We start from the raw sequence: 25522 nt of genomic DNA, 5'->3' as shown, positions 1-25522 counted from the left end.
GCAAGGACTGACACAAGGCAATTCTCGGGGGAATGCAATGAAACAAAAAGCGGCAACTCATGCCTGAGACAGTGATATCTGCCCAAAAACTGGACCTCACCTTCGAGACCAATGACGGCCCGGTGCATGCGCTCAAGGATATCACGCTCGATATCACTGAGGGCGAGTTTGTTTCGCTGATCGGCCCGTCGGGCTGCGGCAAGACCACCCTGCTCCGGGTTATTGCCGATCTCGAGCAGCCGACCGGCGGATCGGTTTCGGTCAATGGCCTGACGCCGGAGCAGGCCCGCCTCGCCCGCGCCTATGGCTATGTGTTCCAGCAGGCAGCACTGCTGCCCTGGCGCACCATCGAGGACAACATCGCCCTGCCGCTGGAAGTGATGGGGCTTGATGCCGCCACGCGCACGTCGCGCATCAAGTCCAACCTGGAACTGGTCAACCTGTCGGGTTTCGAGAAGAAGTTCCCCTGGCAGCTGTCGGGCGGCATGCAGCAGCGCGCCTCCATCGCCCGCGCGCTCGCGGTCGAACCGGACATGCTGTTGATGGACGAGCCGTTTGGCGCGCTTGACGAGATCGTCCGCGATCATCTGAACGAGCAGTTGCTCAAGCTCTGGGCGAAGACGAAAAAGACGGTGGTCTTCGTCACCCACTCGATCCCGGAAGCGGTGTTCCTCTCGACCAAGATCGTGGTCATGAGCCCCCGTCCGGGCCGCATCTACGAGATCATCGATTGCAGCGCGCTGGGCACGGAACGGTCGCTCGATATCCGCGAAACGCCGGAGTTCCTCAAGATCGCCCATCAGGTTCGCGAAGGTCTCAAGGCAGGGCACAGTTATGATGACTAGCGCTGTCCGAAGCCGGGGTAGCGAGATGTCGCTACGCTACGCCACCGTGGCCGATCTTTCGGTCTGCGCGGCCATCATAAATGACTATATCGACGCGACGGAATGGCTTCCGCGCACGATTGATCACGCGGCTGTCGAGGCATTGTTCGTTCCGGCCTTGCTGGAGACCCGCACCCTGTTCGTGGCGGCAGAAGATGGCGAGATCCTTGGCTACCTCTCCATGAGCAATGACGGCTTTGTCCCGGCGCTTTACTTGCGCCCCGATGCGCGCGGAAAAGGCGTTGGCAAGATGCTGCTCGACGCGGCCAAGGCGGCACACCCGGAGGGACTCGAGCTCACCGTGTTCGAACGCAACACCCAGGCGCTGCGTTTTTATGAACGGGAAGGCTTCCAGGCGGATTTCACCCGTCGTGACACCGCCACCGAAGAAGGCATTCCGACGCTGTGGATGCGCTGGCCGGGAGAGGCTGCATGAGTGAGCACAGCCTTCTCCACGACAAGATCTTGCCCATCGGCACCGTGGTGCTCGCCATCATCGCGCTCTGGTATGCGGCGGCCGTCTTCCTCAATACCCCCTTCGAGCGCGACCAGGCGCAACGTGCGGGAAACACCATCAGCTTTTCGGAAATCCTGCCGCGCACCATGGCCCAGGAACGCCCGGTGCTGCCGGCTCCTCACCAGGTCTTTGCGGAACTGTGGGACACCACGGTGGGCAAGAGCATCACCTCGAAGCGCAGCCTCGTCTACCATTCCTGGATCACGCTGTCCTCGACCCTGCTCGGCTTCCTGATGGGCACCGTGCTCGGCGTGGCGCTTGCCGTCGGTATCGTCCATTACCAGACGCTTGACCGCTCGCTGATGCCGTGGATCATTACCTCGCAGACGATCCCGATCCTGGCGATTGCGCCGATGATCATCGTTGTGCTCAATGCCGTAGGCATCTCGGGTCTGCTGCCCAAAGCCACGATCTCGATGTATCTCTCGTTCTTCCCGATTGCGGTCGGAATGACCAAGGGGCTGCGTTCACCGGAAGTCATGCATCTCGACCTGATGCGCACCTATTCGGCCACCGCGTCCCAGACCTTCTGGAAGCTCCGCCTGCCCGCCGCCGTCCCGTTTCTTGTCACCTCGATGAAGGTGGCGATCTCGATTGCACTGGTCGGCGCCATTGTTGGTGAACTGCCGACCGGCGCGGTTGCCGGCCTCGGCGCACGCCTGCTGGCCGGTTCCTACTACGGCCAGACAGTGCAGATCTGGTCGGCTTTGCTGATGGCCGCCGCACTTGCCGGGATCCTGGTCATGACCGTCGACATTATTGGAGCCTGGGTCAACCGGCGCATGGGAGTGAAGCCGGCATGAATGGTCCCTTTCTCACGGCAATCGCGTTCTGGCTCGCGGCCTGGGCAGTCAACATCTGGCTCGCCCGGCTCAAACCCTCGAGCCCGACGGTCGCAAACCTCGTCAATATCCTCATCCCGGTGCTCTTCGGTGCCGCGCTGATCGCGCTGTGGGAAGGCGTCACCCGCGGCTTCAACGTGCCGAGCGTGCTGCTGCCCGCCCCGTCGATGATCTGGGGGCGCATCCTGACTTCCACCCACATCCTCTGGGCGGATTTCCAGCAGACCTATCTCAAGGCGGTGATCGCCGGTTACGTCATGGGATGCGGCATCGGTTTTCTCACCGCCATCCTGGTCGATCGCAGCCCGTTCCTGCGCAAGGGCGTCATTCCGGTGGGAAACCTGGTCGCCGCCCTGCCGATCGTCGGCGTTGCGCCGATCATGGTGATGTGGTTCGGCTTCGACTGGCAGTCCAAGGCCGCCGTCGTCGTCGTGATGACCTTCTTCCCGATGCTGGTCAACACGGTGGCGGGCCTTGCTGCCACCGGCTCGATGGAGCGCGACCTGATGCGAACCTATGCCGCAACACGCTGGCAGACACTGTTCAAACTGCGGCTTCCCGCAGCAATGCCTTTCATATTCAATGCACTCAAGATCAACTCGACTCTGGCGCTAATCGGGGCCATTGTCGCGGAGTTCTTCGGCACCCCGATTGTCGGCATGGGCTTCCGGATTTCCACCGAAGTCGGGCGCATGAATGTGGATATGGTCTGGGCCACGATCTTTGTCGCGGCACTGGCCGGGTCGCTTTCCTACGGGCTGATTGCGCTCGCGGAAAGGGCCGTAACTTTCTGGCATCCGTCCTACCGGCGCAGAGCCGGTGCATAACAAGACGGAGCCTCAACCAGAGGAGAATGGCATGAAAAAGACGATCTCAATCACAATGGGTCTGGCGCTTTCGCTGATGGCCGGATCGGCGCTCGCTGCCGACAAGCTGACGCTGCAGCTCAAATGGGTCACCCAGGCACAGTTCGCCGGCTACTACGTCGCCAAGGACAAGGGCATGTATGAAGCGGCCGGCCTCGATGTCGAAATCAAGCCGGGCGGTCCCGACATAGCTCCTCCGCAGGTCATCGCCGGTGGTGGCGCAGACGTCATCGTCGACTGGATGCCTTCGGCACTCGCCAGCCGCGAGAAGGGTGTACCGCTGGTCAACATCGCGCAGCCGTTCAAGTCCTCGGGCATGATGCTGACCTGCCTCAAGGAAACCGGCATCACCTCGCCTGCCGACTTCAAGGGCAAGACGCTGGGCGTCTGGTTCTTCGGCAACGAGTACCCGTTCCTGTCCTGGATGAGCCAGCTCGGCATCCCGACCCAGGGCGGCGATGACGGCGTCGAAGTGCTCAAGCAGGGCTTCAACGTCGACCCGCTGATCCAGAAGCAGGCCGACTGCGTCTCGACCATGACCTACAATGAATACTGGCAGGTCATCGACGCCGGGATTTCGGCTGACGATCTCATCACCTTCAAATACGAAGAAGAAGGCGTCGCCACCCTTGAGGACGGCCTCTACGTTCTCGAGTCGAGCCTCGAAGATCCGGCCATGGTCGACAAGCTTGCCCGCTTCGTCAAAGCCTCGATGGAAGGCTGGAAGTGGGCCGAGGAAAACCCGGACGAAGCGGCCGAGATCGTGCTCGAGAACGACGCCAGCGGCGCCCAGACCGAAAAGCACCAGAAGCGCATGATGGGCGAGATCGCCAAGCTGACCGCCGGCTCCGACGGCACGCTTGACGAAGCCGACTACCGGCGCACGGTCGACAGCCTGCTGTCGGGCGGTTCCGACCCGGTCATCACCAAGGAACCGGAAGGCGCCTGGACCTCCGCTGTCACCGACAAGATGAAGTCCATGTAATCACCCGTTTCGGGTAAACTGGACCGGCCGGCTGCAAAGCCGGCCGGTTTTTGATTCGGACCACTGGACAAGAGGAACCAGCAATGAGCAGCACACTTGGCGACATGATTGACCAGGGCCAGGGCAAGGCACCGGCAGACATCGTGCTCAAGGGCGGCAGGCTTTTCGATCTGACCACCGGGACCTTGCGCGAAGGCGACATCGCCATATGTGGTGACCGGATCGTCGGCACGCTGGAAACCTATTCGGGGGTAGAGGAAATCGACATCTCCGGCAGAATCGTGGTGCCGGGCTTCATCGACACCCATCTGCATATCGAGAGCTCGCTCGTCACCCCTCACGAGTTCGACCGCTGCGTCCTGCCGCGCGGCATTACCACCGCTATCTGCGATCCGCACGAAATCGCCAATGTCATCGGCGCCACCGGCATCCGCTATTTTCTCGACTGCTCCGAACAGACGATCATGGACATAAGGGTGCAGCTCTCGAGCTGCGTTCCCGCCACCCATCTCGAGACCGCCGGCGCGCGCCTCGACATCGAGGACCTGCTGCCGTTCCGCGACCACCCCAAGGTGATCGGTCTCGCGGAGTTCATGAATTTCCCTGGCGTCCTCTCGAAAGACCCCGCCTGCATGGCCAAGCTCGAGGCCTTCCAGGGCGGCCATATCGACGGCCATGCGCCGCTCTTGCGCGGGCTTGGGCTGAACGGCTATCTCGCCGCCGGCATCCGGACCGAGCACGAATCCACCACCGCCGAGGAAGCGCTGGAGAAGATGTCCAAGGGCATGCATGTGCTGGTGCGTGAAGGCTCCGTGTCGCGCGATCTCGACGCGCTGATCCCGATCATCACCGAGCGCAATTCGGCTTTCCTGGCGCTCTGCACCGACGACCGCAACCCGCTCGACATCGCCGAGCACGGCCATCTCGACTACATGATCCGCCATGCCATCGCCAAGGGCGTGGAACCGCTGGCGATCTACCGCGCCGCCTCGATTTCCGCCGCCCGCGCCTTCGGGTTGCGCGACCGCGGCCTGGTCGCACCGGGCTGGCGCGCCGACCTCGTGGTCCTCGACAGCCTGGAAGATTGCAACGCGCAAATGGTGTTCTCCGCAGGTCGACTTGTCACCGACGCGCTGTTCGCCACGCGCGCCACGACCGAACCGGTCGGCACCGACAGTGTGCGAGCACCAAAGGTTGAGGCCGCCTCCTTCACGGTGCGCAAGAACAGAAGTTCGACACCGGTCATCGGCATCGTTCCGGGCAAGATCATCACCGAGCGCCGAGATCTCGATCTGGCCATCGACAATGGCGAGAAGCAGATCGATCTCGCGCGCGATATCCTCAAGATCGCCGTGATCGAGCGTCACGGCAAGAACGGAAACATCGCCACCGGCTTCGTCCAGGGTTTTGGCCTCAAACGCGGCGCCATCGCCTCGACCATCGGCCATGACAGCCACAATATCTGCGTGGTCGGTGCATCGGAGGCCGACATGGCCGCAGCCGCCAACCGGTTGAGCGAAATTCGCGGCGGCTTCGTCGTCGCTGAAGGCGGCAAGGTGGTTGCCGAAATCGCCCTTCCGGTAGCGGGCCTGATGAGCGACCAGCCCTATGAGACCGTGCGCGAGACCCTGATCCCGCTGCGCAAAGCGGCGAAATCGCTCGGCGGCACGCTCGACGAGCCCTTCCTGCAGCTGGCCTTCCTGCCGCTGCCGGTTATCCCGCATCTCAAGATCTCCGACCGCGGCATGATCGATGTCGACGCCTTCGAGATCATCGACCCGTAACCGGCCCGGTCCGAAGGATGGATCAGACCAGCCGGGCGCAGAATACGTCGAGGCCTTCGAGCATCACGGTGCCGCCTTCATGGCCCGGCGCAAATCCCGGCATCCTGAGGATTTCGGCAATCTGCAGGTCCGAAGATGGCGTCCACTCGACCGGTTCACGGCCCAGATTGAAGACGAACAGCAATCGCTCGTGTCCTTCGCCCCGGATGAAGGCAAGCACATCCCCATTGGTTTCGAGAAAAGCCATCGGCCCGTCGACAAGGCAGGCGTGCGATTTCCGGAAGGCCAGCGTCTGGCGGTAATGGTTGAGCAGCGAACCGCTCAGATGGTCCTGCTGGTCGACCGCCTGCCTGAGATGGCTTTCCGGGACGGGCAGCCAGGTGCGCGGAGCATCGGAAAACCCGGCATGGGCGGCGTCCTTCTCCCAGACCATCGGTGTGCGGCAGCCGTCGCGCCCCTTGTAGGCCGGCCAGAAGCGGATCCCGTAGGGATCGGTCAGATCCTCGAAGGCGATCTGGGCTTCTTCCAGCCCCAGCTCCTCGCCCTGGTAAAGGCAGATCGATCCGCGGAATGAGGACAGCATGCTGATCGCAAACCGGGCCAGATGCTCCGGGTCGTCGCCATCCCGCATCCAGCGCGACACGTGCCGCTCCACATCATGGTTGGAGAAGGCCCAGCACACCCAGCCGTCCTGCACCACCGACTGGAAATTGGCGATGCTGCGGCGGAAATGTTCGGCGGAAAACTCTCCGCCCAGCATGTCGAACGTGTAGCACATGTGCAGCTTGTCGCCGCCATTGGTGTAGGCGGCAACCGTCTTCAGCGACCGGCGGCCATCCCCCACCTCACCCACCGTCGTCCGGCCTTCATATTCGTCGAGCAGCGCGCGCAGCCGCTGCAGGAAGACGATGTTTTCAGGCTGGGACTTGTCGTAGAGGTGGTCCTGAAAGCCGTAGGGATTGGTGTCAGGCGCATCGACCCCCATGAAATTGCCGTCTTCCGCGTTCTTCGACAAGGGCGGGTTGTCGCGCAGATGCTTGTCATGGACATAGAAATTGACCGTGTCGAGCCGAAACCCGTCGACGCCGCGGTCCAGCCAGAACCGCACCGTGTCGAGAATCGCATTCTGCAGATCCGGATTGTGAAAGTTCAGATCCGGCTGCGAGGCCAGGAAATTGTGCATGTAGTATTGCCGCCGGACCGTGTCCCACTCCCAGGCCGGTCCACCGAAGATCGACAGCCAGTTGTTGGGCGCAGTGCCGTCGGGCTTGGGATCGGCCCAGATGTACCAGTCAGCCTTGGCGTTGTCCCGGCTCGACCGGCTTTCCCTGAACCAGGAATGCTGGTCGGAGGAGTGCGAGATCACCTGGTCGATGATGATTTTGAGCCCGCGGGCATGGGCCAGTTCCACCAGCTCGTCAAAATCCGAAAGCGTGCCGAACATCGGATCGACATCGCAGAAATCCGAAACGTCATAACCGAAATCGGCCATCGGTGACTTGAAGAACGGAGACAGCCAGATCGCATCCACACCCAGCGACGCAATGTGATCGAGCCGCCTGATGACGCCGCGAAGGTCGCCGATGCCGTCGCCCGATGTGTCCTGATAGGATCGCGGATAGACCTGATAGATGACACAGCCGCGCCACCAGTCCGCTAAAATTGTCTCGCTCACGGTCTGCTCCCTTCCGGGACGCAGGCCCCTGCGGGTGATCATTCTTCTAATCGTTTAAAACAGCGGGTTTGCGCTGACAAGGTCCCGGGCAAAGGACCGCGGGAAAAGACCGGTGCCCGTTAAAACCGTCCGGGAAAGGGCAAAGCAGAAGGTGATCAGGCTGCCGGTACGGCCGATTTTTCCTCGAGGCCGAGCAGGAAGTTGATCGACGGACGCGATTTGACCAGATCATCGATGGAATAGCCCGCCAGCACCTCGAAGAAAGCTCCCAGAGCCTTTCTCAATGCAGCATTCAGACCGCACGAATCCACCAGAGGGCATTCGGTTGCGTCGTTCTCGAAGCACTCCGCCATGGCAAAATTGTCTTCCGTCACCTTCACCACATCAAGCAGCGAGATCTTTGCGGCTTCCCGGCCGAGCCGAATTCCACCATTGCGTCCACGCACTGATTCCACCAATCCTGATTTGGTCAGCGGCTGCAGGATCTTGAACAGGAAAAGCTCGGAGACCGAGTAGGCCTTGGCAATGTCGCCAATCCGGCTCAGCGGCGCATCATTGGCGGCACAATACATCAGGATCCGCACCGCGTAATTGGTTTGGCGTGTCAACCGCATTTTCCGACTCCAGTCATCAGGCTCCGCTTCCAATCGGAAGAGTTAGCAGTTTAGAATGCTTCCAGAAAAAGGAAACCCTTTCATTCAAGTTTTTGTCGCTTGCCGGCAGAAAGTCGTAAAACAAGAGGATACGCATGGCGAATGCAGCACATTTCGAGACATTGAACGGTTTCCCGCGTGAAACGATAACTCTGGCCAACTGGCGCACCCGTCCCTACAGCTTCTGGGCGTTTCGAAATGTGGCGGAAATGGTCCGCTCCGCCCGGATCAGGACCAACAGCCCCGCGCTTCTGCCGCCGGTCGCGGACAACCCGGAGCTGCTGGCGCGCCCGGCGAGCCCTGGTGCAAGCCAGTCGGTTGCCGGTCTGCTCACCGGCAGCCAGGCCGACAGTTTCCTGCTTTCCCGGGACGGTCGCCTGATCTGCGAATGGCACGCGGACGGCGTTGATCGCAGCGATCAGCATCTGGTGTTCTCGATCTCCAAGTCGATCACCGCGCTGGTCGCCGGCATTCTTGAAGACCAGGGCCTGCTTGATCCCTCCACACCCGTCGGCAAGCTGGTGCCCGAGGCGGGCAACAGCGCCTATGCGGACGCCACCGTGCAGCATCTGCTCGACATGCGCGTCAGTCTCGATTTTGACGAATCCTACCTTTCCGAGCTGGACTATGCCCGCTACCGCCGCGCCATGTCCTGGAATCCGCCCTCACCTGAGGGCGGCGACGAGGCCATGCTTTCGTTCCTGTGCAGCCTTAAAAAGGCGCCGGGTAAACATGGCGGCGACCACACCTATCTCTCGCCCAACTCGGATATGCTCGGCATCGTGCTGGAGCGGGTGACCGGCGAGCGCTTCCCGGATCTCTGCTCCCGGCTTCTCTGGCAGCCGCTCGGCGCGACGGCCGATGCCTTCATAACGGTTGATCCCGAAGGCGCGCCGCGCACCGCAGGCGGCGTCTCCTGCCGGCCACGTGATCTCTTGGCGCTCGGACAGATGCTGGTCAATGGCGGCAGCGCGAACGGACGCCAGGTCGTCTCTGAACGCTGGATCGCCGACATGCAGCAGAACGGCGATGCCGATGCATGGATGCGCGGCACCCAGGCCAGTTTCCTCAAAAAAGGCCGCTACCGCAACAACTGGTACCAGGTCGGTGGCGGATCGAACGCATTTCTCGCCGCGGGCATCCACGGCCAGTTTCTCTATTGCGATCCGGACACCGGCACGGTGATCGCCTGCACCTCGTCACAGCACGAACCGCAGACCGACGGGCTCGACCAGGCTCTGCTTGCGATGTTTGCACATCTCTGCCGGGAGCCTTGAACCGGTTCTACTCGAACACGATCTCGGGCATCTCCCGCCCGCCTGCGCCCGAAAGTTCGTCAAGGCGGGCACGAACCTTGGCCGCGATCTCGAGGTAAACCTTGGCGTGCGGCCCGTCTGGCGCCGTGGCCACCACCGGGCGGCCCGCGTCAGAGGTCTCGCGGATCGGCATAGACAGCGGAACCTCTCCCAGGAACGGCGTGCCGATCCGGGCCGCCTCGTCACGGGCGCCGCCATGGCCGAAGATGTCATGCCGGCCGCCGCAATCGGGGCAGACGAAATAGCTCATGTTCTCGACGATGCCGAGCACGGGCACGCTGACCTTGTTGAACATGTTGAGCCCCTTGCGCGCATCGATCAGCGCCAGATCCTGCGGCGTCGAGACGATGACCGCCCCGGCCAGCGGTACATTCTGCGCCATCGAAAGCTGGGCGTCGCCGGTGCCCGGCGGCATGTCGACAACCAGAATGTCGAGCTCGCCCCAGGCCACTTCGCGCAGCATCTGGTTGAGCGCCGACATCACCATCGGCCCACGCCAGATCATCGGCGTGTCTTCCTCGACGAGGAAGCCCATCGACATGACCTTCAGGCCGTAATTCTCCATCGGCTTGAGCATCCGGCCTTCGAGCTGCTCGGGACGTCCATTGATTCCCAGCAGCCGCGGCATCGAGGGGCCGTAGATATCGGCATCGAGAACGCCGACCTTGAGGCCGGTCGCCTGAAGGCCCAGCGCCAGGTTGACTGCGGTCGTCGACTTGCCGACACCGCCCTTGCCCGAGGCAACGGCGATGATGGTGCCAATCCCCGGAACCCCCGCCTTGGCTCGCCCTTGTGGCTGCGCTGGCTGTGCGGGCGCATGCGAATGCGAATGCGCTGCCCTCTGCGGTGCGGGTGGAGGCGTCGACGGTCCGGATCCCGGTTCGCGGCTGGCGGTCAGGGCCACCATGGCACCCTTGACGCCCGGCACCGTCTTGGTGGCGCGTTCGGCGGCCTCACGCAGCGGTTCGAGTTCCTGCGCGCGCGCGGCCGGAACGGTGAGTGAGAAATAGACCTTGTCATCGGCGACGAAGATCTCCGACACCAGTCCGAGATCCACTATGTTGCTCTCGAGATCAGGCCCCTTGACCGATTTCAGCTTCGCCAGAACCTCTTCTTTGGTCACGCTCACCTTGCACTCCAATGTTTGTCGTTGCAGACCACTCCCACATAATGCGGATGGTCTCGCAATAAAATGGCGCGACGCCGAAAAAACCGGACTCAGTCCTCATCCCGCCGGGCGCGCAGGACAAAGATGGGGACAATCGCCGTCAGCATCAAAAGCCGCGCCACGTGGTGGCTGGCCACGAAGGTCGGATCGATGCCGAGGATCACCGACATTGCTGCCATGGTTTCAAGTCCTCCCGGCGCAAAGGCGATCAGAATGGCAATCAGGTCCATGCCGGTGATCCAGTGGGCAATGACCGCAAAGACCGCGGCGAGAGCAACACTGAGCACCGTGACCAGAACACCTGCACCCAGCGACCGGCGCAATTGCGGCCAGGTGACGCCGGAAAATCGCGACCCGATAAGACCTCCGAGCGAGACGAAGGCTGCGGCCGCCAGCCAGTAATGCATAACGCCACTGACCAGCCCCGTAGCATGCCCGATCACCGACACCAGCATTCCGCCGATCAGATAGGCAGCCGGCAATCGAAGCCGCGCCAGGACATATCCGGCAAGCGCGGCGGCAATGATCATTGCAAGAAGCGGCACCGCTGCGGTTTCAGGCGGAATGTCCGGCGGCTGATCCGGAATCTCTCCGCTGAGGGATACAACCACCGGCGCCAGCAGCGTCAGAGCCAGAACCCGGATCGACTGCACGATGCTGACCATCTTGAGATCCGCCTTGGCGCCTTCGCTCAGACCGAGCACATAGCTCAGATGGCCGGGTGAAGAACACAGAAATGCCGTCGTGCCATCCATCCCCCAGAACCGCACAAGCAGCGCTGGCGTAAGCCAGATGATCGCAAGCAGGCTGGCAGCCAGCGCCGCAAGCGTGACCGGCCAGGCCTGCATCGCGTCGAACACGTCCGGCGTAACGCCCTGTCCGATTGTCAGCCCGAGGATGATAAACACCACATCGCGCGCACTCTGCGGAGGAGCGGCTGTCCTGATGCCCGCCAGCCCGGCAAGCGTGACCGCAATTGCCGGACCGGTGAGGAACGGAGCGGGAAAAGACAGGGCGTAGGTAAGCGCCGCGCCGACTGCCGCGATTCCGAAAGTCAGCAATGGAATCCGCCAGGCTTCCGCCGTCATCCGCCTCAATTCCTGTCAGGGTTGCGTTCATCCCAATGCATGTCGCGTTCAAACGGATCCGTTCACACGACAACGTACATGCATTCGATCAAAGTGTTACAGCGTTCTTTGCGCATCCAATCGGGTGCGCAAAGAACACTGTAACCGCTCCGGCAGAACCATGATGCTCAGCCTGAGCATGGTTGGCAAACAGCCCCGGGGCCAGCCCGCTCAGGCAACCCGCGAGTTTTCAGCATCGGCCGCAGGCTTGTTGCTGTAGTCCAGCCGCTCACGCGCAATGCTCTCGAGAAACACCGGTTTTCCAAAATAGTAGCCCTGGAAACGGTCACATCCTGCGGCGTTCGCGCGCAACAGGTCGTCCTCGGTCTCGATGCCCTCGGCGACGACATTCTTGCCGGACCGCCGCGCGATTTCCACCACGGCACTCACAAATACATCTGTGACGTGGTCCGTCCCGAGCGCGCAAATATAGCTCTTGTCGATCTTGATGACATCATAGGGAAGCGCGCGCAACTGGTTGAACTCGGAGTAGCCCATGCCGAAGTCATCGAGCGCGATGCGGAAGCCCGCATCCTGCAAGGCCGAAATCTGGCTTGCGATCCGCTCATTTGCTGCCAGCGATGCACTCTCGGTGATCTCGAGCACGATCCGGCGCGGATCAGTTCCGGTTTCAGCGAGGATAGACAGCATCTTCTCCTGGAGAGCCGGCATTGCGATCTGGTTGGCCGAAAGGTTGACGCTGACCTTGACGTCCGGCAGCCTGGGGAGGTCTTCGCAGACCTGCCGCAGCACGTAGTTGCCGATCTCGCCAATCATCAGCGCCCGCTCCGCAACCGGGATGAACACATCCGGCGGAATGACACCCCTGAGCGCATGCCGCCAGCGCAGCAGCGCCTCGAAGCCGATCAACCGGCCATTGACATCAACGATCGGCTGATACGCCACCCGCAGATGCCTCAGCAACATTGCTGCCCGCAATTCGCGAACCAGAGCCTTCTCGTTGCGGATGTCGGTCAGCATGTTTTCCTCAAACAGCGTCGAACAGGCGCGGCCGCCCTTCTTCGAGGCATAAAGCGCCATGTCAGCATTGATCACCAGCGAGCTCCAGGTTTTGCCATGGTCCGGGGCAAGCGCGATCCCGATCGATGACGAGACGGAGATTCGTTGCGCACCGATGTCTACTTTCCCGGCCAATCCGGCCGCGAACTTGGAACAGGCTTCATGTGCCCATTTGGCCGTTATCGGATCCGAGTGCTCGATCAACACCGCAAACTCGTCACCGCCCAGGCGGCCCACCCGGGCGCTTGGAAAATGGGCCCGGAGTGTCTCTGCAACGAAGATCAGCACCCGGTCCCCTGAAGGGTGACCGTGGGTGTCGTTGACCTGCTTGAAATGGTCGACGTCCACGAGGAAAAGCGCAAAAAACCTGCTCTTGGCACGTGCCTCCAGCGCCTGCTTGGCTTCGGAAACGAATGTCTCACGGTTAAGAACATTGGTCAGAACATCCCGCTCGGACTGTGCGAGAAGATTGTGGTAGCGCCTTCCAAGCGTGCGGATCTTGCCCTTCAGGTCGACATGCGCAATTGCAAGGTAGATGATGACAAGAGAAAGCGCACCGATGATGGCCGCATCGAAGTTTTTGGTGAAGAACTCGTATGTGTAGTCCGCATTCCGGAAAAAGAACTCAAAAACCACGACAAGTGCAAAAAGTCCGAAAACAATTGCTGAAAAACTGACCTCGGTACTCCAGTCAAACCACCTCTTTTGCAACTTTCTAGACATATGAACAGCTCCGCCGCCGAATGGGTGCCGGACGCAATATGCCCGGCACATAAAGTCAGTTAACAGGGAGCCCTGGCGCAAGAATCCGGGCGAAAAGTGCGCACCGGTCCAGCGATAGCAGGGCTGTCCCCAAATCCATGTCCGCATCATGCGCTGCAACAGACTATCCGACGCCTGTTAACGGAGAACGAACAAACGCTTGCAATTGTTGAAAAATCTTCAGTCAGTGCCTGCAATCAAGTCTGCAGGAGTTTGCGCCATTCATCCGATCCAGACCGAACCATGATGAACAGCCGCTAGCGCTTGACACCGTAGCTTTCGTAGGTGGCATCCAGAAACTGTCGGGCACAGGCCGCCCAGGAAAATCCGAGCGCCCGGGCGCGGGCATCGTCTTTGGAAAGATCGAGGCACGCCATGGCCGCCTTGTGCAGATCCGTGTCGACCACACCCGCACCGCTTTGGCCGATGATGTCCTTCGGTCCGGTGACCGGATAGGCCGCAACCGGCACGCCGGACGCCAGCGCTTCCAGCACCACCAGCCCGAACGTATCGGTCAACGAAGGAAACACGAAAACGTCGCCCATGGCATACAGAGCCGCCAGTTCGGGTCCTGACTTGGCGCCCGTGAAGGTGACCTCGGGATATCGCGCCTTGAAGTCCGCAAGCATCGGACCGTCGCCAACCACCAGCTTGCTTCCCGGTAGATCCATGGCGAGAAACGTCTCGACGTTCTTTTCGACCGCCATCCGCCCGACATGCACGAACACCGGCCGGGGCAGATCGAGAGGCTTGGGATAGCCCGGATGGAACAGCTCCGTGTCCACGCCCCGCGACCAGATATGCAGGTTGGTAAATCCCTTTGCCGCGAGCTCGGCGCGCAGGCTTTCGGTCGCCACCATGCAGCCGCGCCCGGCATTGTGAAACCAGCGCATGAAACGGTAGAGCCAGCTTTCGGGGATCGGATACCGGGCCGAGACATATTCGGGAAACCGTGTGTGGTAGCTCGAGGTGAAGCCGTTGCGTTTGAGCGCTGCCCGTCTGCCGAGCAGCCCCAGCGGCCCTTCGGTCGCGATCTGGATGAAATCCGGATTGGCCGCCTCGATCCGGCGGGCAACACGGCCGGGTGTTGCCAGCGCCAGCCTGATTTCAGGATAACCCGGCAAGGGAACAGTGTGGAATTCCGCCGGCGAGAGAATGTCGATCTCGATGTCGAACTGCTCGAGGTCCCGCACCAGGTTCTCGATCGACCGCACCACCCCGTTGATCTGCGGGCGCCAGGCATCGGTGACTATCAGGAGTTTGGGCATCACCGTTCCGCCTGGGCGATTGGACTGTATGAAGCGTTCACCCCCTGATAGTCGCGCCTCTGCCTCCGCGCAACATCGGCGGAGAAATCAGAGCGCCAGCCGCAGCTTCTGTCCCTTGGCCCGCGAGCAGCAGGCCATCATCCGCCCGCCCTCGGCACGCTCGGAAGCCGACAGTACCCGGTCGCGATGATCGACCCCGCCGTCAAGCACCCGCACCTCGCAACTGCCGCACAATCCCTCTTCGCAATCGCTCGGCACGTCGATGCCAGCGGCACGGACCACCTCGAGCAAGGTCTGTCCGGCGGGTACGGTAAGATTGAGATCCGAATCCTCGAGTTCGATCTCGAAAGCCGTATCGCCGGGCTGCGCCGCACCGGACGCATCGGTGACAAACAGCTCGCTGCGCAACGTGCCCTCGGGCAGATTGGCGCAGAGCTCGCCCAGGGAATCGAGCAGTCTGGCCGGACCACAGGCGTGAATGCGGGCGCCGCTCTTGCCACAGCCGGCGACGATCGACGCGAGATCGGCCCCGCTTCCCTCCTCCGAGACATGCAGCACCGCCCGCGCTCCATGCTCTGCAAGCAGACGTTCGGCAAACGCCATCGCCGTACGCTTTCGCCCGCAATAATGCACGGTGTAGTGCCGCCCGAGCTGCTTGAGCCGGTCGGCCATGGCAATGATCGGGGTGATGCCGATGCCGCCGGCGATCAGCAAGTGATGGTCCGCCTCCTCCTCGAGCCGGAAATAGTTCTTCGGCCCGCGCAGCCGCAGCGTCATGCCCTTTGTGACCTTGTCATGTATGAAGCGTGATCCGCCGCGTCCCTTATCTTCGCGCAACACCGCAATGGTGTATCCGGGGTCTGACGGATTGCCGCAAAGCGAATACTTGCGCGAGAATTCGCCTGCGACCAGATCGACATGCGCACCGGGGCTCCAGGCTGGCAGGGCAAGCCCGTCCGGATCTTCCAGATGCAGGATCCTGATCCCGTCTGCCGCCTCGGTGATGTCGGCGACGCGGACGGTGCGTGCGATCTCCTTGCTCGACGGTGCGCCGATGGGAAACGAGACACGGCGATCGACGAGGGCCGGATCGGACCGTTCCGGATTGAGCGCCGGATCCCATTCGACCAGGAGCTGTTGCGGCCCGCGGAAGGCCAGATTTGGCAAGTAGCTGAATTGCTGGTCCTCGCTCAGCCGCATGTGCGGCAGGCGCCGGGAAAGCTCCTCGATGAAGATCCGCATTTCCAGCCGGGCGAAATTCTTGCCCATGCACTGGTGACTGCCGTAACCGAAGGTCAGGTGCTCGGCGGCGCTGTCGCGGTAGATGTCGAGGAAATCGCCATTCTCGAAATGCCGGGAATCATGATTGGCCGAGGCGCTGACGATCAGCAGCTTGGCTTCCGCAGGGATCGCCACGCCGGCAATTTCGGTGTCGCGCGTCGCCCGCCGGCGCCAGGCAACCACCGAGCCTTCGAGCCGCAGGCATTCCTCGATCGCGTTCGGGATCAGCTCCGGAGTCTTGCAGATCCGCTCCCAGACCAGCCGGTCCGACAGCAGCAGCTTGAGCGCATTGGTGCTTGCCAGCGACGTGGTTTCATGGCCCGCGACAATAATCGCCATCATCATCGAATGCAGGTAGGAATCGGTGACCACCTCCGGAATTTCGGCATTCATCCGTATGGCATGATGCATCCAGCCGGTGCCATCCGGTTCCCTGCGCATCTTCTCGAGCACGGTCCCGGCATATTGCCAGAACCGGCCGACCGCATCGGCAACCTTCAGCTGCTGTTCCGGCGACGGCTTGCCCCAGGTGTTGACCGTATGCGCAACCGAGAATTCCTTCAGCGCATCCATGTCCTCCTTCGGCACGCCGAGAAAATGCAACGCCACGGTGAGCGGGATCTCCCACAGCATCGCCTCCACCAGATCGACCCGTCCCGAATCGACGAAGGCGTCAACCTTCTGCCGTGTCAGTTGCCGGATCATGTCTTCCTTGGCGGCCAGGTTTTCGGGCAGGAAATGCTCCATCAGAGCCCGCCGCCGCTCCATGTGCGCCGGCTCGTCCTCGTTCACCAGGGTCCGGTTCATCTGGTAATTGTAGCGCTTGAGCGTCTCCATCGCCTCGTCGCTCGGCGGCACCACCCGTTCAAGCGCGATCGAGGGCGAGAAGGTGACATTGTCGCGGAACACCGCCTTGACGTCCTCGTAGCGGCTGACCACCCAGTAGCCGAGCTGCGGGCTGAAAAACACCGGCTCCTGGTCCCGCGACCATTGCAGCGCCGCGGCCGGGTTCGCCAGGTACTCGGCGGCAAACGGATCGAAAGCCTGCGCCTGCGTCGAGACCGGGCATCCGCCTGGAGCGGCGTGGACCGGACAGCCTGACGGTGTCTGCAAATTGCTTTCTGTTCCGGCCAGACGATCCGTCATGCCTTGCTCCGTTTACTAATAGTGCACATTATGTTCTATATTTGTAACTCACCAATTGTCCCGTGGTCAACAAACCCCCTGGTCAACGCGCCCGAAGGCAGGAGATCGAATGAGCACTTTGCAAACCCTGTCCCGCGGGCTCCAGGTTCTGGAGATCGTCTCCCGTTCCTCCACCGGCCTTTCAATTGCCGAGATCGCGCAGGTGCTGGGCGTCCACCGGGCGATTGCCTATCGCCTTGCCTCAACCCTCGAAGAGCACTTGCTGGTCGTGCGCGACGATGAGGGCCGCATTGGCATTGGCGGCGGGGTCGTGGCACTCAGCGAGCGCTATCAGCCGCAACTGCGCGCCGCGGCGCAGCCGGTTCTCAGATCCCTGGCCGAGGCAAGCGGCGGAACGGCTTTTCTCTGTATCGCCCAGGGCGATGAATGCGTGGCCATCGAGGTGGCCGAACCGGAAACACCATTTTTGAAGGTGTCCTACCGCGTCGGCAGCCGGCACCCGGTAAGCAGAGGGGCAGCAGGCCTGGCCATTGCCATGCAGCGCGCGCCACGGCGCACCGACACTGAATACCTCCAGGCCGCAAGGCGCGACGGCTTCGCGCTCACACACGGACAATTGCAGCAAGGCGCCATCGGCGTGGCGGCACCACTTGCGCGCACCGGCCGCACCGGCCTCAGTGCCGAAGCCTGCATCGGCGTTGTCGCCCTGCACGCGCTCGATACCGAACAGGCAGCATCTGCTGTGCTCCAACACCGCGACCGGCTTCTGGCCGCCTTGTCCTAGAGCAGTTTCAGCGAAAGCGGGAACCGGTTTCGCGTCCGGAATTGCACAAAACGATAGGTTTGGGCATCTCCGGTGATTCCGTTTTCACCGGCAATGATCTGGACTCCGCAAGCTTGGCAGCCGCTCAGTCGTGCGGCATCCCGGGAAGCAGCTCCCGGGCTTGCCGCTCGACCGCATCCATCGCCTGGCGCACGATCTCTTCCATCGGCATGGCGCCACCCTCGTCCACCTTGTGATCGAGCTCGATCCTGTCCCCGACAGCAACCGCAACCCGGGAAAACGGCAAAGGCAGTTCCTGCTTGTCCCAACGGGATCTTATCACGATCTTGCGCGAACTCGCCACCCCGATGGGCGCCAGCACCACGCCGTGAACGGCACTGAGCGTAAGCGCACCCGAACGGATGCGGTGAAGCGGGCCGATGGGGCCGTCAAGCGCCAGGGCAATCAGGCTGGCGTGTCCCTTGACCTGGGCCACCAGCGCCGGGAATCCATGAGCGTTGACATCGGCCGGAAGCAGAACCGGCCGGTAGCCGAACCGCTTGCAGATCTCGCCGATCACCCTGCCGCGAAACGAGTCGATGGTGATGACCACTGCATGCTTGCCTTTCGCCAGCGGGAACAGCGGCAGGTATTTGCCGTGCCAGAACACCGCCAGCACCTGTCGGCCATCGGCCATGTAACGGTCCAGCCTCTCGAGTTGTGACGTCTGCTTGCGAAGCGTCGCGCTCCAGACCCGCAGGATGGCGACCATGACCCCGGCGACCAGACCCACCGCCATGGCAGTCGCGATCTGCCGCCAGCGCTCACCCATCCTTCGTGCCCGCCATACCGTCCTCGCCTGGCATCACGGCATCGGCAGCCGCATGCGCAAGATTGCCGATGATATCCATTTCCTTTGCAAGCGCCCGCCTGACGCGCGCCCAGAGGCTGTCTTCATGAACGGCGCGGACCTGAGTGCGCTTGAGCACCTCCAGGTAATAGTTCCGGGTTCGCGCCACGGTCCGTTCGATCGTGTAAGCCGCTGCGGTCTCCTGCGCGGCCTGTTTCAGGGTCTGAAAGTCTCGCGATCCTGCAGTGCCTGCAACGTCCCAAAGCGCAACTGCAAACCCGGACGCAGAGGTCCCCGCATCAAGCAGCCGGCCATTGACACGGTCGGTGACAACATCACGTGCGCCTGGCGCATCCAGCGCAACCACCGGGCACCCGGCGGTCATCGCCTCGACCAGCACCAGACCCTGGGTTTCCGACAGCGACGAGAATGCAAAGACATCCATCGCCGCATAGGCGTCTGCCAGCGCATTGTCCCTGAGCACTCCGGCAAAATGAGCCCGGTCCTTCATTGCCGCCCGTTCGAACGCCTCCGCCATGCTTCGCCGCGACGGACCGTCCCCGACGACGAGCACATGCGCCTGAGGCGTTCGCCGGAGGAACTGCAAAAGCGCATCGGTCAGAAAACCGAGATTTTTCTCGGGCGCCAGCCGGCCGACATGGCCAACCACGAAGGCCTGCTGCGGTATCGCCAGATCGGCGCGGCCACGGCTTGCCACGCCGCTGCCGAAAGCGCGCGCATCGACCCCGGTCGGCACCACGCTGACCGGGGCGGCGACGCCGTGCTCGGCCAGGAAATCTGCAATGCTGACGCTCGGCGCGATCACCCCGTCGCAGAGATCGCAATAGCCAAGCGAAAGATTCAGCGCTAGGCGCTTCAGGAGGTCCGAATCCTGGGCGACATAGTGCCCATAAAGTTCGTAACGCGTGTGATGAGTAAACACGACCGGGACATTGAGATAGCTTGCGGCGCGCAGCGCCGTGTCCCCCAGGAGAAACGGGTGATGGCTGTGAATGATGTCCGGACCAAATGCCTCCGCCGCCTTTGCAAGGCCGGGTGACAGCGGCAGGGGCACGGAAAAATCACTCCCCGCGAAGTGCTGCACCGCCGGCATCCGAAGCACCCCGGCTTCCTCGCACGGCATGTTTTCGAACTCCGGCGCCACCACGAGAACCGCGTCACCGGCTTGCCGAAGGCCGGCCGCCAGTTCGCTGACGCTGCGCGCCACGCCGCCGACATGCGGTGTATAGGTGTTGGTGAACATCAATATCTTCATCATCCACCCTTCATCGGCCGGCGGCAGAGCTGTCCCGGTGTCGAGTTCTCTCGACCGCCCGGCAATCCGGCACCGCCATCATACCGCGCTCGGCTCTCAAGCCTTTAGCCTGGTGCCGATCTCCTGTTCCAGCGCCATATGATGCATCAGGTCCGAAAGCGAGATCACACCGACCAGCCGCCTGCCCTCGACAACCATGAGCTTGCGTCGCGAGCTTTTCATCATGAACTTGAAGACTTCGTTGAGAGGCGTGTCGGCGGCTACCGTGTTCTCGGCTTCCGCCGGCACCAGGATGTCACGCACAGGCCGCCCGCCCCATTCCTCTCTCTCGAACCTGCGCACACCGGATGTATCGGCGTATCCGATCAGCGTCTCGCCGGAAAGCACCGGCACGAAGCTGACACCGTGACGCAGCATCACATCGTCGACAAGCTCGGCGATTGTGGCCTCGGCATCGATTGTGTGAAGCGTCTCGCTCATAAGCTGCTTCGCGGTCTTGCCGCGCAGCGCTGCCTTGACCAGCAGGTTCTGATAGCTGCCATTGGAGGCATTGAGAATGAAGAAGCCGATCAGGATCTGCCAGAAACCGCCGATACCGCCACCGGAGAACACGGCAAGCGCGCCGGTCAGCATCAGGAACAGCCCGAACACCGTGCCGATGCGGCTGGAAATGCGGGTGGCCCGCAACAGATCCTGTGTCACCCCCCAGATCAGAGCCCTGAGCACCCTCCCGCCATCAAGCGGAAATGCCGGGATCATGTTGAACACCGCAAGCACCAGGTTGATCAGCGCCAGGTAGCCGAACACGGCGCCGGCGTAACTGCTTCCTGTCTGGGGTGCGGCAAGCGTCGCGGCGCCGTAAAACAGCGCCGCGAGAAACAGGCTCATCAGCGGCCCGGCAATGGCAATCAGGAATTCCGACTTGGGATCGTGCGGCTCTTCCTCAAGCTCCGCCACACCCCCGAAGATGAACAGCGTGATCCCGCCAACTTTCAGCCCATAGGATCTTGCCACCAGCGAGTGCGACAGCTCGTGCAGGATCAGCGAGATGAACATGCCGAGCATCGCGATGATGCCGAGCGCCGTGTAGAACGTCGCCGTCTCGCCCGGCAGGGCCGGCGGGAAATAGGACGTCGAAAGGCTCCAGACAATCAGCGCTGCGATCAGGAGCCAACTCGGATCAACCTTGAGCTTGAAGCCGAAAATCTCGAACAGTTGCACCGCATTCTTGAACATGATGTCTCCCGCCTGAGCGCTTGTCAGGGTCATCATGCCTCATCGGAGACGATGGCGAATTGATCGACATCATACCGGCCCGGCGATTGCGTCGAAGCTGCAGGGGCGCAGGACGGCCGAAGGCCCTTGGCGCTATTCCAGTTTGGCGGGAAACCCCGGCGCGCGCAGATCGGTGCCCAGACGGTCTTCGAGCAACTTGGCGATCATCGGCGACTGGGCGTTTCCGCCATAGGCCGCCTTGGCTTCGACATAGGTCTGCTCGGTCATCGAGGCGAGTTCCAGCGGCACCCCGAATTCCCGTCCGAACTCCATGGCGAAGCCGAGATCCTTGAGCGCAAGGTCGATGTTGAAGGCAATATCGTAGGAACCGTTCAGGATCAGCGCACCCTCGGTCTCGTGCACGAAGGAATTGCCCGACGATGCCTTGATCGCCGCCCAGGCCTGGCCGAGGTCGAGGCCACCGCGCTTGGCCAGCATCAGCGCCTCACCGCAGGCCTTCAGATGAATAAAGGCCAGCATGTTGGTGATCACCTTGATGATCGAGGAATTGCCGAGCGGCCCCATGTGGAAGATCTGGTTGCCCATTGCTTCGAGCGCCGGCAGGTGCAGATCGAACAGGTCCTTGTCGCCGCCCGCCAGCATGGTGATCTGGCCCTGCGCTGCCAGGTGCACCCCGCCGGTCACTGGCAGTTCCATGGTGCGAACACCCTTTTCGGCGGCGATTGCGCCGAGCCGCAGGATCTCGTCCCGGCCGAGCGTCGACATCTCGATCCAGGTGGCGCCGGATTTTGCGGTGGTCAGCACCTCCCCGAGAACCTTTTCTGACACCGCCGGCGACGGCAGGCAGGTGACAATGGCGTCGCAGTCGCGCGCCAGATCCGCCGGGCTGTCCGCCCAGACGCCGCCCATCTCGACATGGCGCTTGCCGAGCGATGGATCGAGATCGTTGACCGTGACCTTGAAGCCTGCCTTGAGCAGGCTCACCGCCAGATGCCCGCCAAGATTGCCCAAGCCGATGAAACCATAGCGCATGGTGATACTCCTGAGAATTTGTGTGAGATGAGGGGATAAGCCGCCCTAGCCGTGGCCGATCAGCGCCTTGGTTTCGAGGTAATCGCGCATGCCCCAGTCGGCATATTCGCGGCCGTTGCCGGACTGCTTGTAGCCGCCGAACGGCGCAAACAGATCCCAATCGGGCGAGTTGATGTGGACCTGGCCGGCCCGCATCTGCCGGGCGATGGCCCGCGCATGCTCAAGCTCGCCCGATTGCACGTAGGCGGCAAGCCCGTAGACCGTGTCGTTGGCAATTTCCACAGCTTGTTCTTCGCTGTCATAGGGCATGATCGAAAGCACCGGCCCGAAGATTTCCTCGCGCGCGATCCGCATGTCGGGCGTCACCCCGCCGAACACCGTCGGCCTGACATAGTAGCCCTGGCTCAAACCCTCCGGCCGGTCTCGCCCGCCGGTGACCAGGATGGCGCCATCCTGGATGCCCGAGGCGATCAGCGCCTGGATCTTGTCATACTGGACCTGGCTGATCACCGGTCCGAGATTGGTGGCGGGATCGCGCGGATCCCCGGTCACCAGCTTCTCCGCAGTCTCTTTCGCAATGGCCAGGGCCTCGTCGTGCCGCTCCCGCGGCACAAGCATCCGCGTCGGCGCATCGCAGGACTGGCCGCTGTTGGCAAAACAGCCTTCGACGCCGCCGGCTACTGCGGACGCCAAGTCGGCGTCTGCCAGGATGAGATTGGGCGATTTGCCGCCGAGCTCCTGCGCCACCCGCTTGACCGTATCGGCCGCGGATTTGGCCACCAAGATTCCCGCCCGTGTTGATCCGGTGAATGAGACGATGTCGATATCCGGATGGGAACTCAGCACCTGGCCGACACCCGGCCCGTCGCCGTTGACCAGGTTGAACACGCCTGCCGGCACTCCGGCCTCGTGCAGGATCTCGGCAAACAATATGCCGCTCAATGGCGCGATCTCGCTCGGCTTGAGCACCACCGTGCAGCCCGCCGCCAGAGCTGGCGCCACCTTGCAGGCGATCTGGTTCATCGGCCAGTTCCACGGCGTGATCAGACCCGCAACCCCGATGGCCTCATGCACGATCAGTGTCGAACCGCGCTGTTCCTCGAAGCTGAACGCCTTGAGCGCGGTCATTGTCGCCTCGATATGGCCCAGTCCGGACCAGGCCTGGTCGGATTTCGCCATGGCCAGCGGCGCGCCCATTTCCGTGCTGATCGCCTCCGCGATCTCGTCAAGCCGGGATTCATAGACGTCGCGGATCCGCCCCAGGAGCGCCAGCCTGTCGGCAGCACTCCACCCGCTGAAGCCCGGGAACGCCGCCCGCGCGGCGGCGATCGCTTTTTCCGCATCTGCGGATGTGCCGAGCGGCACCTTGGCGACGCTCTGTTCCGTCGCCGGATTGATCACGTCGATCAGCGTTGCGCCTTGAGAGGGAGCAACCCACTCGCCGTTGATGTAGAACCGTCCGAGATTGCCGTAATCGGCCATCGTTCAAACCTCACACATAGATTTTGAAGGCCGCCCGGATCGCCGCGTCGGTGGCAGGATCGAACAAAGGCCCCGTGGACTGCGAAAGAATCCGATTCTTCCGCTCGATTGCCTTTTGTACCAGATCCGGCTTGCCGATTTCAGCCCATTCCTTCGGGCTGGTGCGGTCGGCGACCGCCGGGTAGACATATTCGGTCTGCATCACGCTCAGCGTCTGCTGGTGGCCGAGGTAGTGTCCGGGCCCTTCCAGGCACACTTCCCGCATCGCTTCCAGGCTGACGCTGTCCTCGGTAACATCGATGCCGCGCACACATCTGAGCACCTGGCCCAGCAGATCGTCGCCGAGCACCAGCGATTCCAGGCAGAAGCCCAGGAGCGAGGCATGCATGCCGACCGCTTCATAGACCATGTTGAGACCGCTGAGACCCGCCATCGTGTTGGAGATTGCCTGCTCCCAGCCCGCCTGCATGTCGGGCAGCTTGGAATCCGCAATCCCTGCCGCAGCCCCACCGGGCAGACCGTAAAAGCGGTGCATCTGGGCGCAACCCGCCGTCAGCAGCGCCTGCTCGCCCGACCCGCCCGACATTGCGCCCGAGCGAAGATCGGAGACGAAGGGCCAAGTGCCGAACACTGCCGGATGACCCGGCGCCATGGCGTTGACATAGACGACGCCCGCCAGGCATTCGGCCACAGCCTGCACGATCGCGGTGGCGAGCGGCGCCGGCGCCGTGGCACCCGCCTGCCCGGCTGACAAGAGCAGCACCGGCATGCCGGCGCGAATGCATTTCTCCATCGTGATGCAGCTCTCTTCCGCGAACTTCATCGGCGGAACCACGAAGCAGTTGGAATTGGAGACGAACGGACGCGCCCGCCAGGCTTCCTCGCCGCCGGAGATCATGTGAATGAGATCCATGCAGCCTTCGAAATGCGATGGATCCGAGAAGCTGGTGCCGACATGCTTGGTGGTTCCGGCACAGCACGCATAGAGCGTGTTGATATCCATCTCGAAATTGTCGACCACGTCACGGCAGACCATTGCGCGCTGGAAGAAATGCACATTGTCGAGCGCGTGGGTCAGCCGCGCCGCGTCATAGAGATCCTGCGCGGTGGATTCGCGGTAGCTCCGGTTCTCGATATCGACCACATGCACCGCCGCACCTGCCGTGCCGAAATGCACCCTGGTTCCCGACAGGTCGAGATCGAATTTCGGGTCCCGGCCAAACAGCACCAGATCCTTCTTGGCCAGCGCCAGCATGTCCTCGACCAGCGCGCGCGGAAACCGGATCCGCCCGTCATCTCCGAGGATGGCCCCGGCCTTGGTCATGATCTCGACGCCCGATGGCGGAGCCTGCGACAGGCCGATGGTTTCCAGCGCATCGAGTGCGGCTTCGTGGATGCGAAGCACATTGGCGTCGGTCAGCGGCGAATACTGCCCGCCGCTCATGCCCGGCCGGATCGGCCTCAGGTTTTCGGCCAATGGCGCCGTCCTGACGGCGACGCGCCCGGCACGGCCACCCGAGCGGCGACCCTGCCTTTCCAGAACCGGCGGTTCGATCGGCATTTCTGCCAGGGTTTCAATTGCGGGTTCG

21 protein-coding genes are annotated in these 25522 nt (G+C 62.3%); 8 read left to right on the top strand and 13 right to left on the bottom strand.

The genetic code is table 11. From position 1 onward, the window contains the following. Nucleotides 1–59 precede the first annotated feature (59 nt). The 6 genes from GTW23_RS02200 to ade all read left to right on the top strand — a co-directional run bounded on the left by GTW23_RS02200 (nt 60) and on the right by ade (nt 5878). Entirely contained in the window at nt 60–845 is a 786-nt protein-coding gene (locus GTW23_RS02200) for an ABC transporter ATP-binding protein (RefSeq protein ID WP_152007630.1), read from the top strand. 25 nt (nt 846–870) lie between these two features. Continuing rightward, nucleotides 871–1320, top strand: a complete 450-nt coding sequence (locus tag GTW23_RS02195) for a GNAT family N-acetyltransferase (RefSeq protein WP_252914451.1) — start codon at nt 871–873, stop codon at nt 1318–1320. Next, nucleotides 1317–2204, top strand: coding sequence for an ABC transporter permease (locus GTW23_RS02190; protein WP_152007628.1), 888 nt, complete (start codon nt 1317–1319; stop codon nt 2202–2204). Before GTW23_RS02195 ends, GTW23_RS02190 begins: the two co-directional genes overlap by 4 nt. Then, nucleotides 2201–3070: an ABC transporter permease gene (locus GTW23_RS02185; RefSeq protein WP_252914450.1), complete on the top strand. Its 870-nt coding sequence runs from the start codon at nt 2201–2203 to the stop codon at nt 3068–3070. Before GTW23_RS02190 ends, GTW23_RS02185 begins: the two co-directional genes overlap by 4 nt. A gap of 31 nt (nt 3071–3101) precedes the next feature. Continuing rightward, on the top strand, nt 3102–4094 hold the full coding sequence (locus tag GTW23_RS02180; RefSeq protein ID WP_152007626.1) for an ABC transporter substrate-binding protein: 993 nt from the start codon (nt 3102–3104) through the stop codon (nt 4092–4094). An 83-nt stretch (nt 4095–4177) separates the two neighbouring features. Beyond that, entirely contained in the window at nt 4178–5878 is a 1701-nt protein-coding gene (ade, locus tag GTW23_RS02175) for an adenine deaminase (protein WP_252914449.1), read from the top strand. 22 nt (nt 5879–5900) lie between these two features. Here ade and bglA read toward each other — a convergent pair whose 3' ends face one another. Then, nucleotides 5901–7553, bottom strand: a complete 1653-nt coding sequence (gene bglA / locus GTW23_RS02170; protein WP_252914448.1) for a beta-galactosidase BglA — start codon at nt 7551–7553, stop codon at nt 5901–5903. A 155-nt stretch (nt 7554–7708) separates the two neighbouring features. After that, on the bottom strand, nt 7709–8167 hold the full coding sequence (gene rirA, locus GTW23_RS02165; protein WP_152007623.1) for an iron-responsive transcriptional regulator RirA: 459 nt from the start codon (nt 8165–8167) through the stop codon (nt 7709–7711). Between the two features lie 134 nt (nt 8168–8301). On the opposite strand from rirA, the gene GTW23_RS02160 reads away from it, so the two are divergent. Further along, nucleotides 8302–9483 carry a serine hydrolase domain-containing protein gene (locus GTW23_RS02160; RefSeq protein ID WP_252914447.1) on the top strand — a complete coding sequence of 394 codons (1182 nt, stop codon included), beginning with the start codon at nt 8302–8304 and terminating at the stop codon, nt 9481–9483. Between the two features lie 7 nt (nt 9484–9490). Here the strand turns inward: GTW23_RS02160 and GTW23_RS02155 are convergent, their stop codons facing one another. The 5 genes from GTW23_RS02155 to GTW23_RS02135 all read right to left on the bottom strand — a co-directional run bounded on the left by GTW23_RS02155 (nt 9491) and on the right by GTW23_RS02135 (nt 17294). Next, nucleotides 9491–10651 carry an Mrp/NBP35 family ATP-binding protein gene (locus tag GTW23_RS02155; RefSeq protein WP_252914446.1) on the bottom strand — a complete coding sequence of 387 codons (1161 nt, stop codon included), beginning with the start codon at nt 10649–10651 and terminating at the stop codon, nt 9491–9493. Nucleotides 10652–10740: 89 nt separating this feature from the next. Further along, nucleotides 10741–11778: an AbrB family transcriptional regulator gene (locus tag GTW23_RS02150; protein ID WP_252914445.1), complete on the bottom strand. Its 1038-nt coding sequence runs from the start codon at nt 11776–11778 to the stop codon at nt 10741–10743. A 210-nt stretch (nt 11779–11988) separates the two neighbouring features. Beyond that, nucleotides 11989–13560, bottom strand: coding sequence for a putative bifunctional diguanylate cyclase/phosphodiesterase (locus tag GTW23_RS02145; protein WP_252914444.1), 1572 nt, complete (start codon nt 13558–13560; stop codon nt 11989–11991). A gap of 296 nt (nt 13561–13856) precedes the next feature. Further along, complete coding sequence (locus tag GTW23_RS02140) at nt 13857–14867, bottom strand: glycosyltransferase family 4 protein (protein ID WP_252914443.1); 1011 nt, start codon at nt 14865–14867, stop codon at nt 13857–13859. 87 nt (nt 14868–14954) lie between these two features. Beyond that, nucleotides 14955–17294, bottom strand: a complete 2340-nt coding sequence (locus tag GTW23_RS02135; RefSeq protein ID WP_252914442.1) for a cytochrome P450/oxidoreductase — start codon at nt 17292–17294, stop codon at nt 14955–14957. A gap of 109 nt (nt 17295–17403) precedes the next feature. Between GTW23_RS02135 and GTW23_RS02130 the strand changes: the two genes are divergently transcribed. Then, nucleotides 17404–18078 carry an IclR family transcriptional regulator gene (locus tag GTW23_RS02130; protein ID WP_252914441.1) on the top strand — a complete coding sequence of 225 codons (675 nt, stop codon included), beginning with the start codon at nt 17404–17406 and terminating at the stop codon, nt 18076–18078. A 124-nt stretch (nt 18079–18202) separates the two neighbouring features. Here GTW23_RS02130 and GTW23_RS02125 read toward each other — a convergent pair whose 3' ends face one another. The 6 genes from GTW23_RS02125 to GTW23_RS02100 all read right to left on the bottom strand — a co-directional run bounded on the left by GTW23_RS02125 (nt 18203) and on the right by GTW23_RS02100 (nt 25494). Continuing rightward, complete coding sequence (locus GTW23_RS02125) at nt 18203–18889, bottom strand: lysophospholipid acyltransferase family protein (RefSeq protein ID WP_252914440.1); 687 nt, start codon at nt 18887–18889, stop codon at nt 18203–18205. Further along, on the bottom strand, nt 18882–20186 hold the full coding sequence (locus GTW23_RS02120) for a glycosyltransferase (protein ID WP_252914439.1): 1305 nt from the start codon (nt 20184–20186) through the stop codon (nt 18882–18884). The genes GTW23_RS02125 and GTW23_RS02120 overlap by 8 nt, the downstream gene beginning before the upstream one ends. 93 nt (nt 20187–20279) lie before the next feature. After that, on the bottom strand, nt 20280–21452 hold the full coding sequence (locus GTW23_RS02115; protein WP_252914438.1) for a site-2 protease family protein: 1173 nt from the start codon (nt 21450–21452) through the stop codon (nt 20280–20282). A gap of 99 nt (nt 21453–21551) precedes the next feature. Beyond that, the gene (locus tag GTW23_RS02110; protein WP_252915549.1) at nt 21552–22457 is read right to left on the bottom strand and encodes an NAD(P)-dependent oxidoreductase; all 906 of its coding nucleotides are present in this window, start codon (nt 22455–22457) and stop codon (nt 21552–21554) included. 39 nt (nt 22458–22496) lie between these two features. Then, nucleotides 22497–23933, bottom strand: a complete 1437-nt coding sequence (locus GTW23_RS02105; protein ID WP_252914437.1) for an aldehyde dehydrogenase family protein — start codon at nt 23931–23933, stop codon at nt 22497–22499. A gap of 10 nt (nt 23934–23943) precedes the next feature. Next, nucleotides 23944–25494 carry a trimethylamine methyltransferase family protein gene (locus GTW23_RS02100; RefSeq protein WP_252915548.1) on the bottom strand — a complete coding sequence of 517 codons (1551 nt, stop codon included), beginning with the start codon at nt 25492–25494 and terminating at the stop codon, nt 23944–23946. Nucleotides 25495–25522 lie beyond the last annotated feature (28 nt).

This window comes from Parahoeflea alexandrii, assembly GCF_024105735.1.
Taxonomy (GTDB): domain Bacteria; phylum Pseudomonadota; class Alphaproteobacteria; order Rhizobiales; family Rhizobiaceae; genus Hoeflea; species Hoeflea alexandrii.
This window is presented reverse-complemented; position numbering and strand designations above follow the sequence as displayed.

What these genes read in the sequence shown, in the direction of transcription:
- GTW23_RS02200 (WP_152007630.1), top strand. Translation starts at nt 60, where the DNA reads ATGCCTGAGACAGTGATATCTGCCCAAAAACTGGACCTCACCTTCGAG.
- GTW23_RS02195 (WP_252914451.1), top strand. Translation starts at nt 871, where the DNA reads ATGTCGCTACGCTACGCCACCGTGGCCGATCTTTCGGTCTGCGCGGCC.
- GTW23_RS02190 (WP_152007628.1), top strand. Translation starts at nt 1,317, where the DNA reads ATGAGTGAGCACAGCCTTCTCCACGACAAGATCTTGCCCATCGGCACC.
- GTW23_RS02185 (WP_252914450.1), top strand. Translation starts at nt 2,201, where the DNA reads ATGAATGGTCCCTTTCTCACGGCAATCGCGTTCTGGCTCGCGGCCTGG.
- GTW23_RS02180 (WP_152007626.1), top strand. Translation starts at nt 3,102, where the DNA reads ATGAAAAAGACGATCTCAATCACAATGGGTCTGGCGCTTTCGCTGATG.
- ade (WP_252914449.1), top strand. Translation starts at nt 4,178, where the DNA reads ATGAGCAGCACACTTGGCGACATGATTGACCAGGGCCAGGGCAAGGCA.
- rirA (WP_152007623.1), bottom strand. Translation starts at nt 8,167, where the DNA reads ATGCGGTTGACACGCCAAACCAATTACGCGGTGCGGATCCTGATGTAT.
- GTW23_RS02160 (WP_252914447.1), top strand. Translation starts at nt 8,302, where the DNA reads ATGGCGAATGCAGCACATTTCGAGACATTGAACGGTTTCCCGCGTGAA.
- GTW23_RS02150 (WP_252914445.1), bottom strand. Translation starts at nt 11,778, where the DNA reads ATGACGGCGGAAGCCTGGCGGATTCCATTGCTGACTTTCGGAATCGCG.
- GTW23_RS02145 (WP_252914444.1), bottom strand. Translation starts at nt 13,560, where the DNA reads ATGTCTAGAAAGTTGCAAAAGAGGTGGTTTGACTGGAGTACCGAGGTC.
- GTW23_RS02140 (WP_252914443.1), bottom strand. Translation starts at nt 14,867, where the DNA reads ATGCCCAAACTCCTGATAGTCACCGATGCCTGGCGCCCGCAGATCAAC.
- GTW23_RS02135 (WP_252914442.1), bottom strand. Translation starts at nt 17,294, where the DNA reads ATGACGGATCGTCTGGCCGGAACAGAAAGCAATTTGCAGACACCGTCA.
- GTW23_RS02130 (WP_252914441.1), top strand. Translation starts at nt 17,404, where the DNA reads ATGAGCACTTTGCAAACCCTGTCCCGCGGGCTCCAGGTTCTGGAGATC.
- GTW23_RS02125 (WP_252914440.1), bottom strand. Translation starts at nt 18,889, where the DNA reads ATGGGTGAGCGCTGGCGGCAGATCGCGACTGCCATGGCGGTGGGTCTG.
- GTW23_RS02120 (WP_252914439.1), bottom strand. Translation starts at nt 20,186, where the DNA reads ATGATGAAGATATTGATGTTCACCAACACCTATACACCGCATGTCGGC.
- GTW23_RS02115 (WP_252914438.1), bottom strand. Translation starts at nt 21,452, where the DNA reads ATGACCCTGACAAGCGCTCAGGCGGGAGACATCATGTTCAAGAATGCG.
- GTW23_RS02105 (WP_252914437.1), bottom strand. Translation starts at nt 23,933, where the DNA reads ATGGCCGATTACGGCAATCTCGGACGGTTCTACATCAACGGCGAGTGG.
- GTW23_RS02100 (WP_252915548.1), bottom strand. Translation starts at nt 25,494, where the DNA reads ATGCCGATCGAACCGCCGGTTCTGGAAAGGCAGGGTCGCCGCTCGGGT.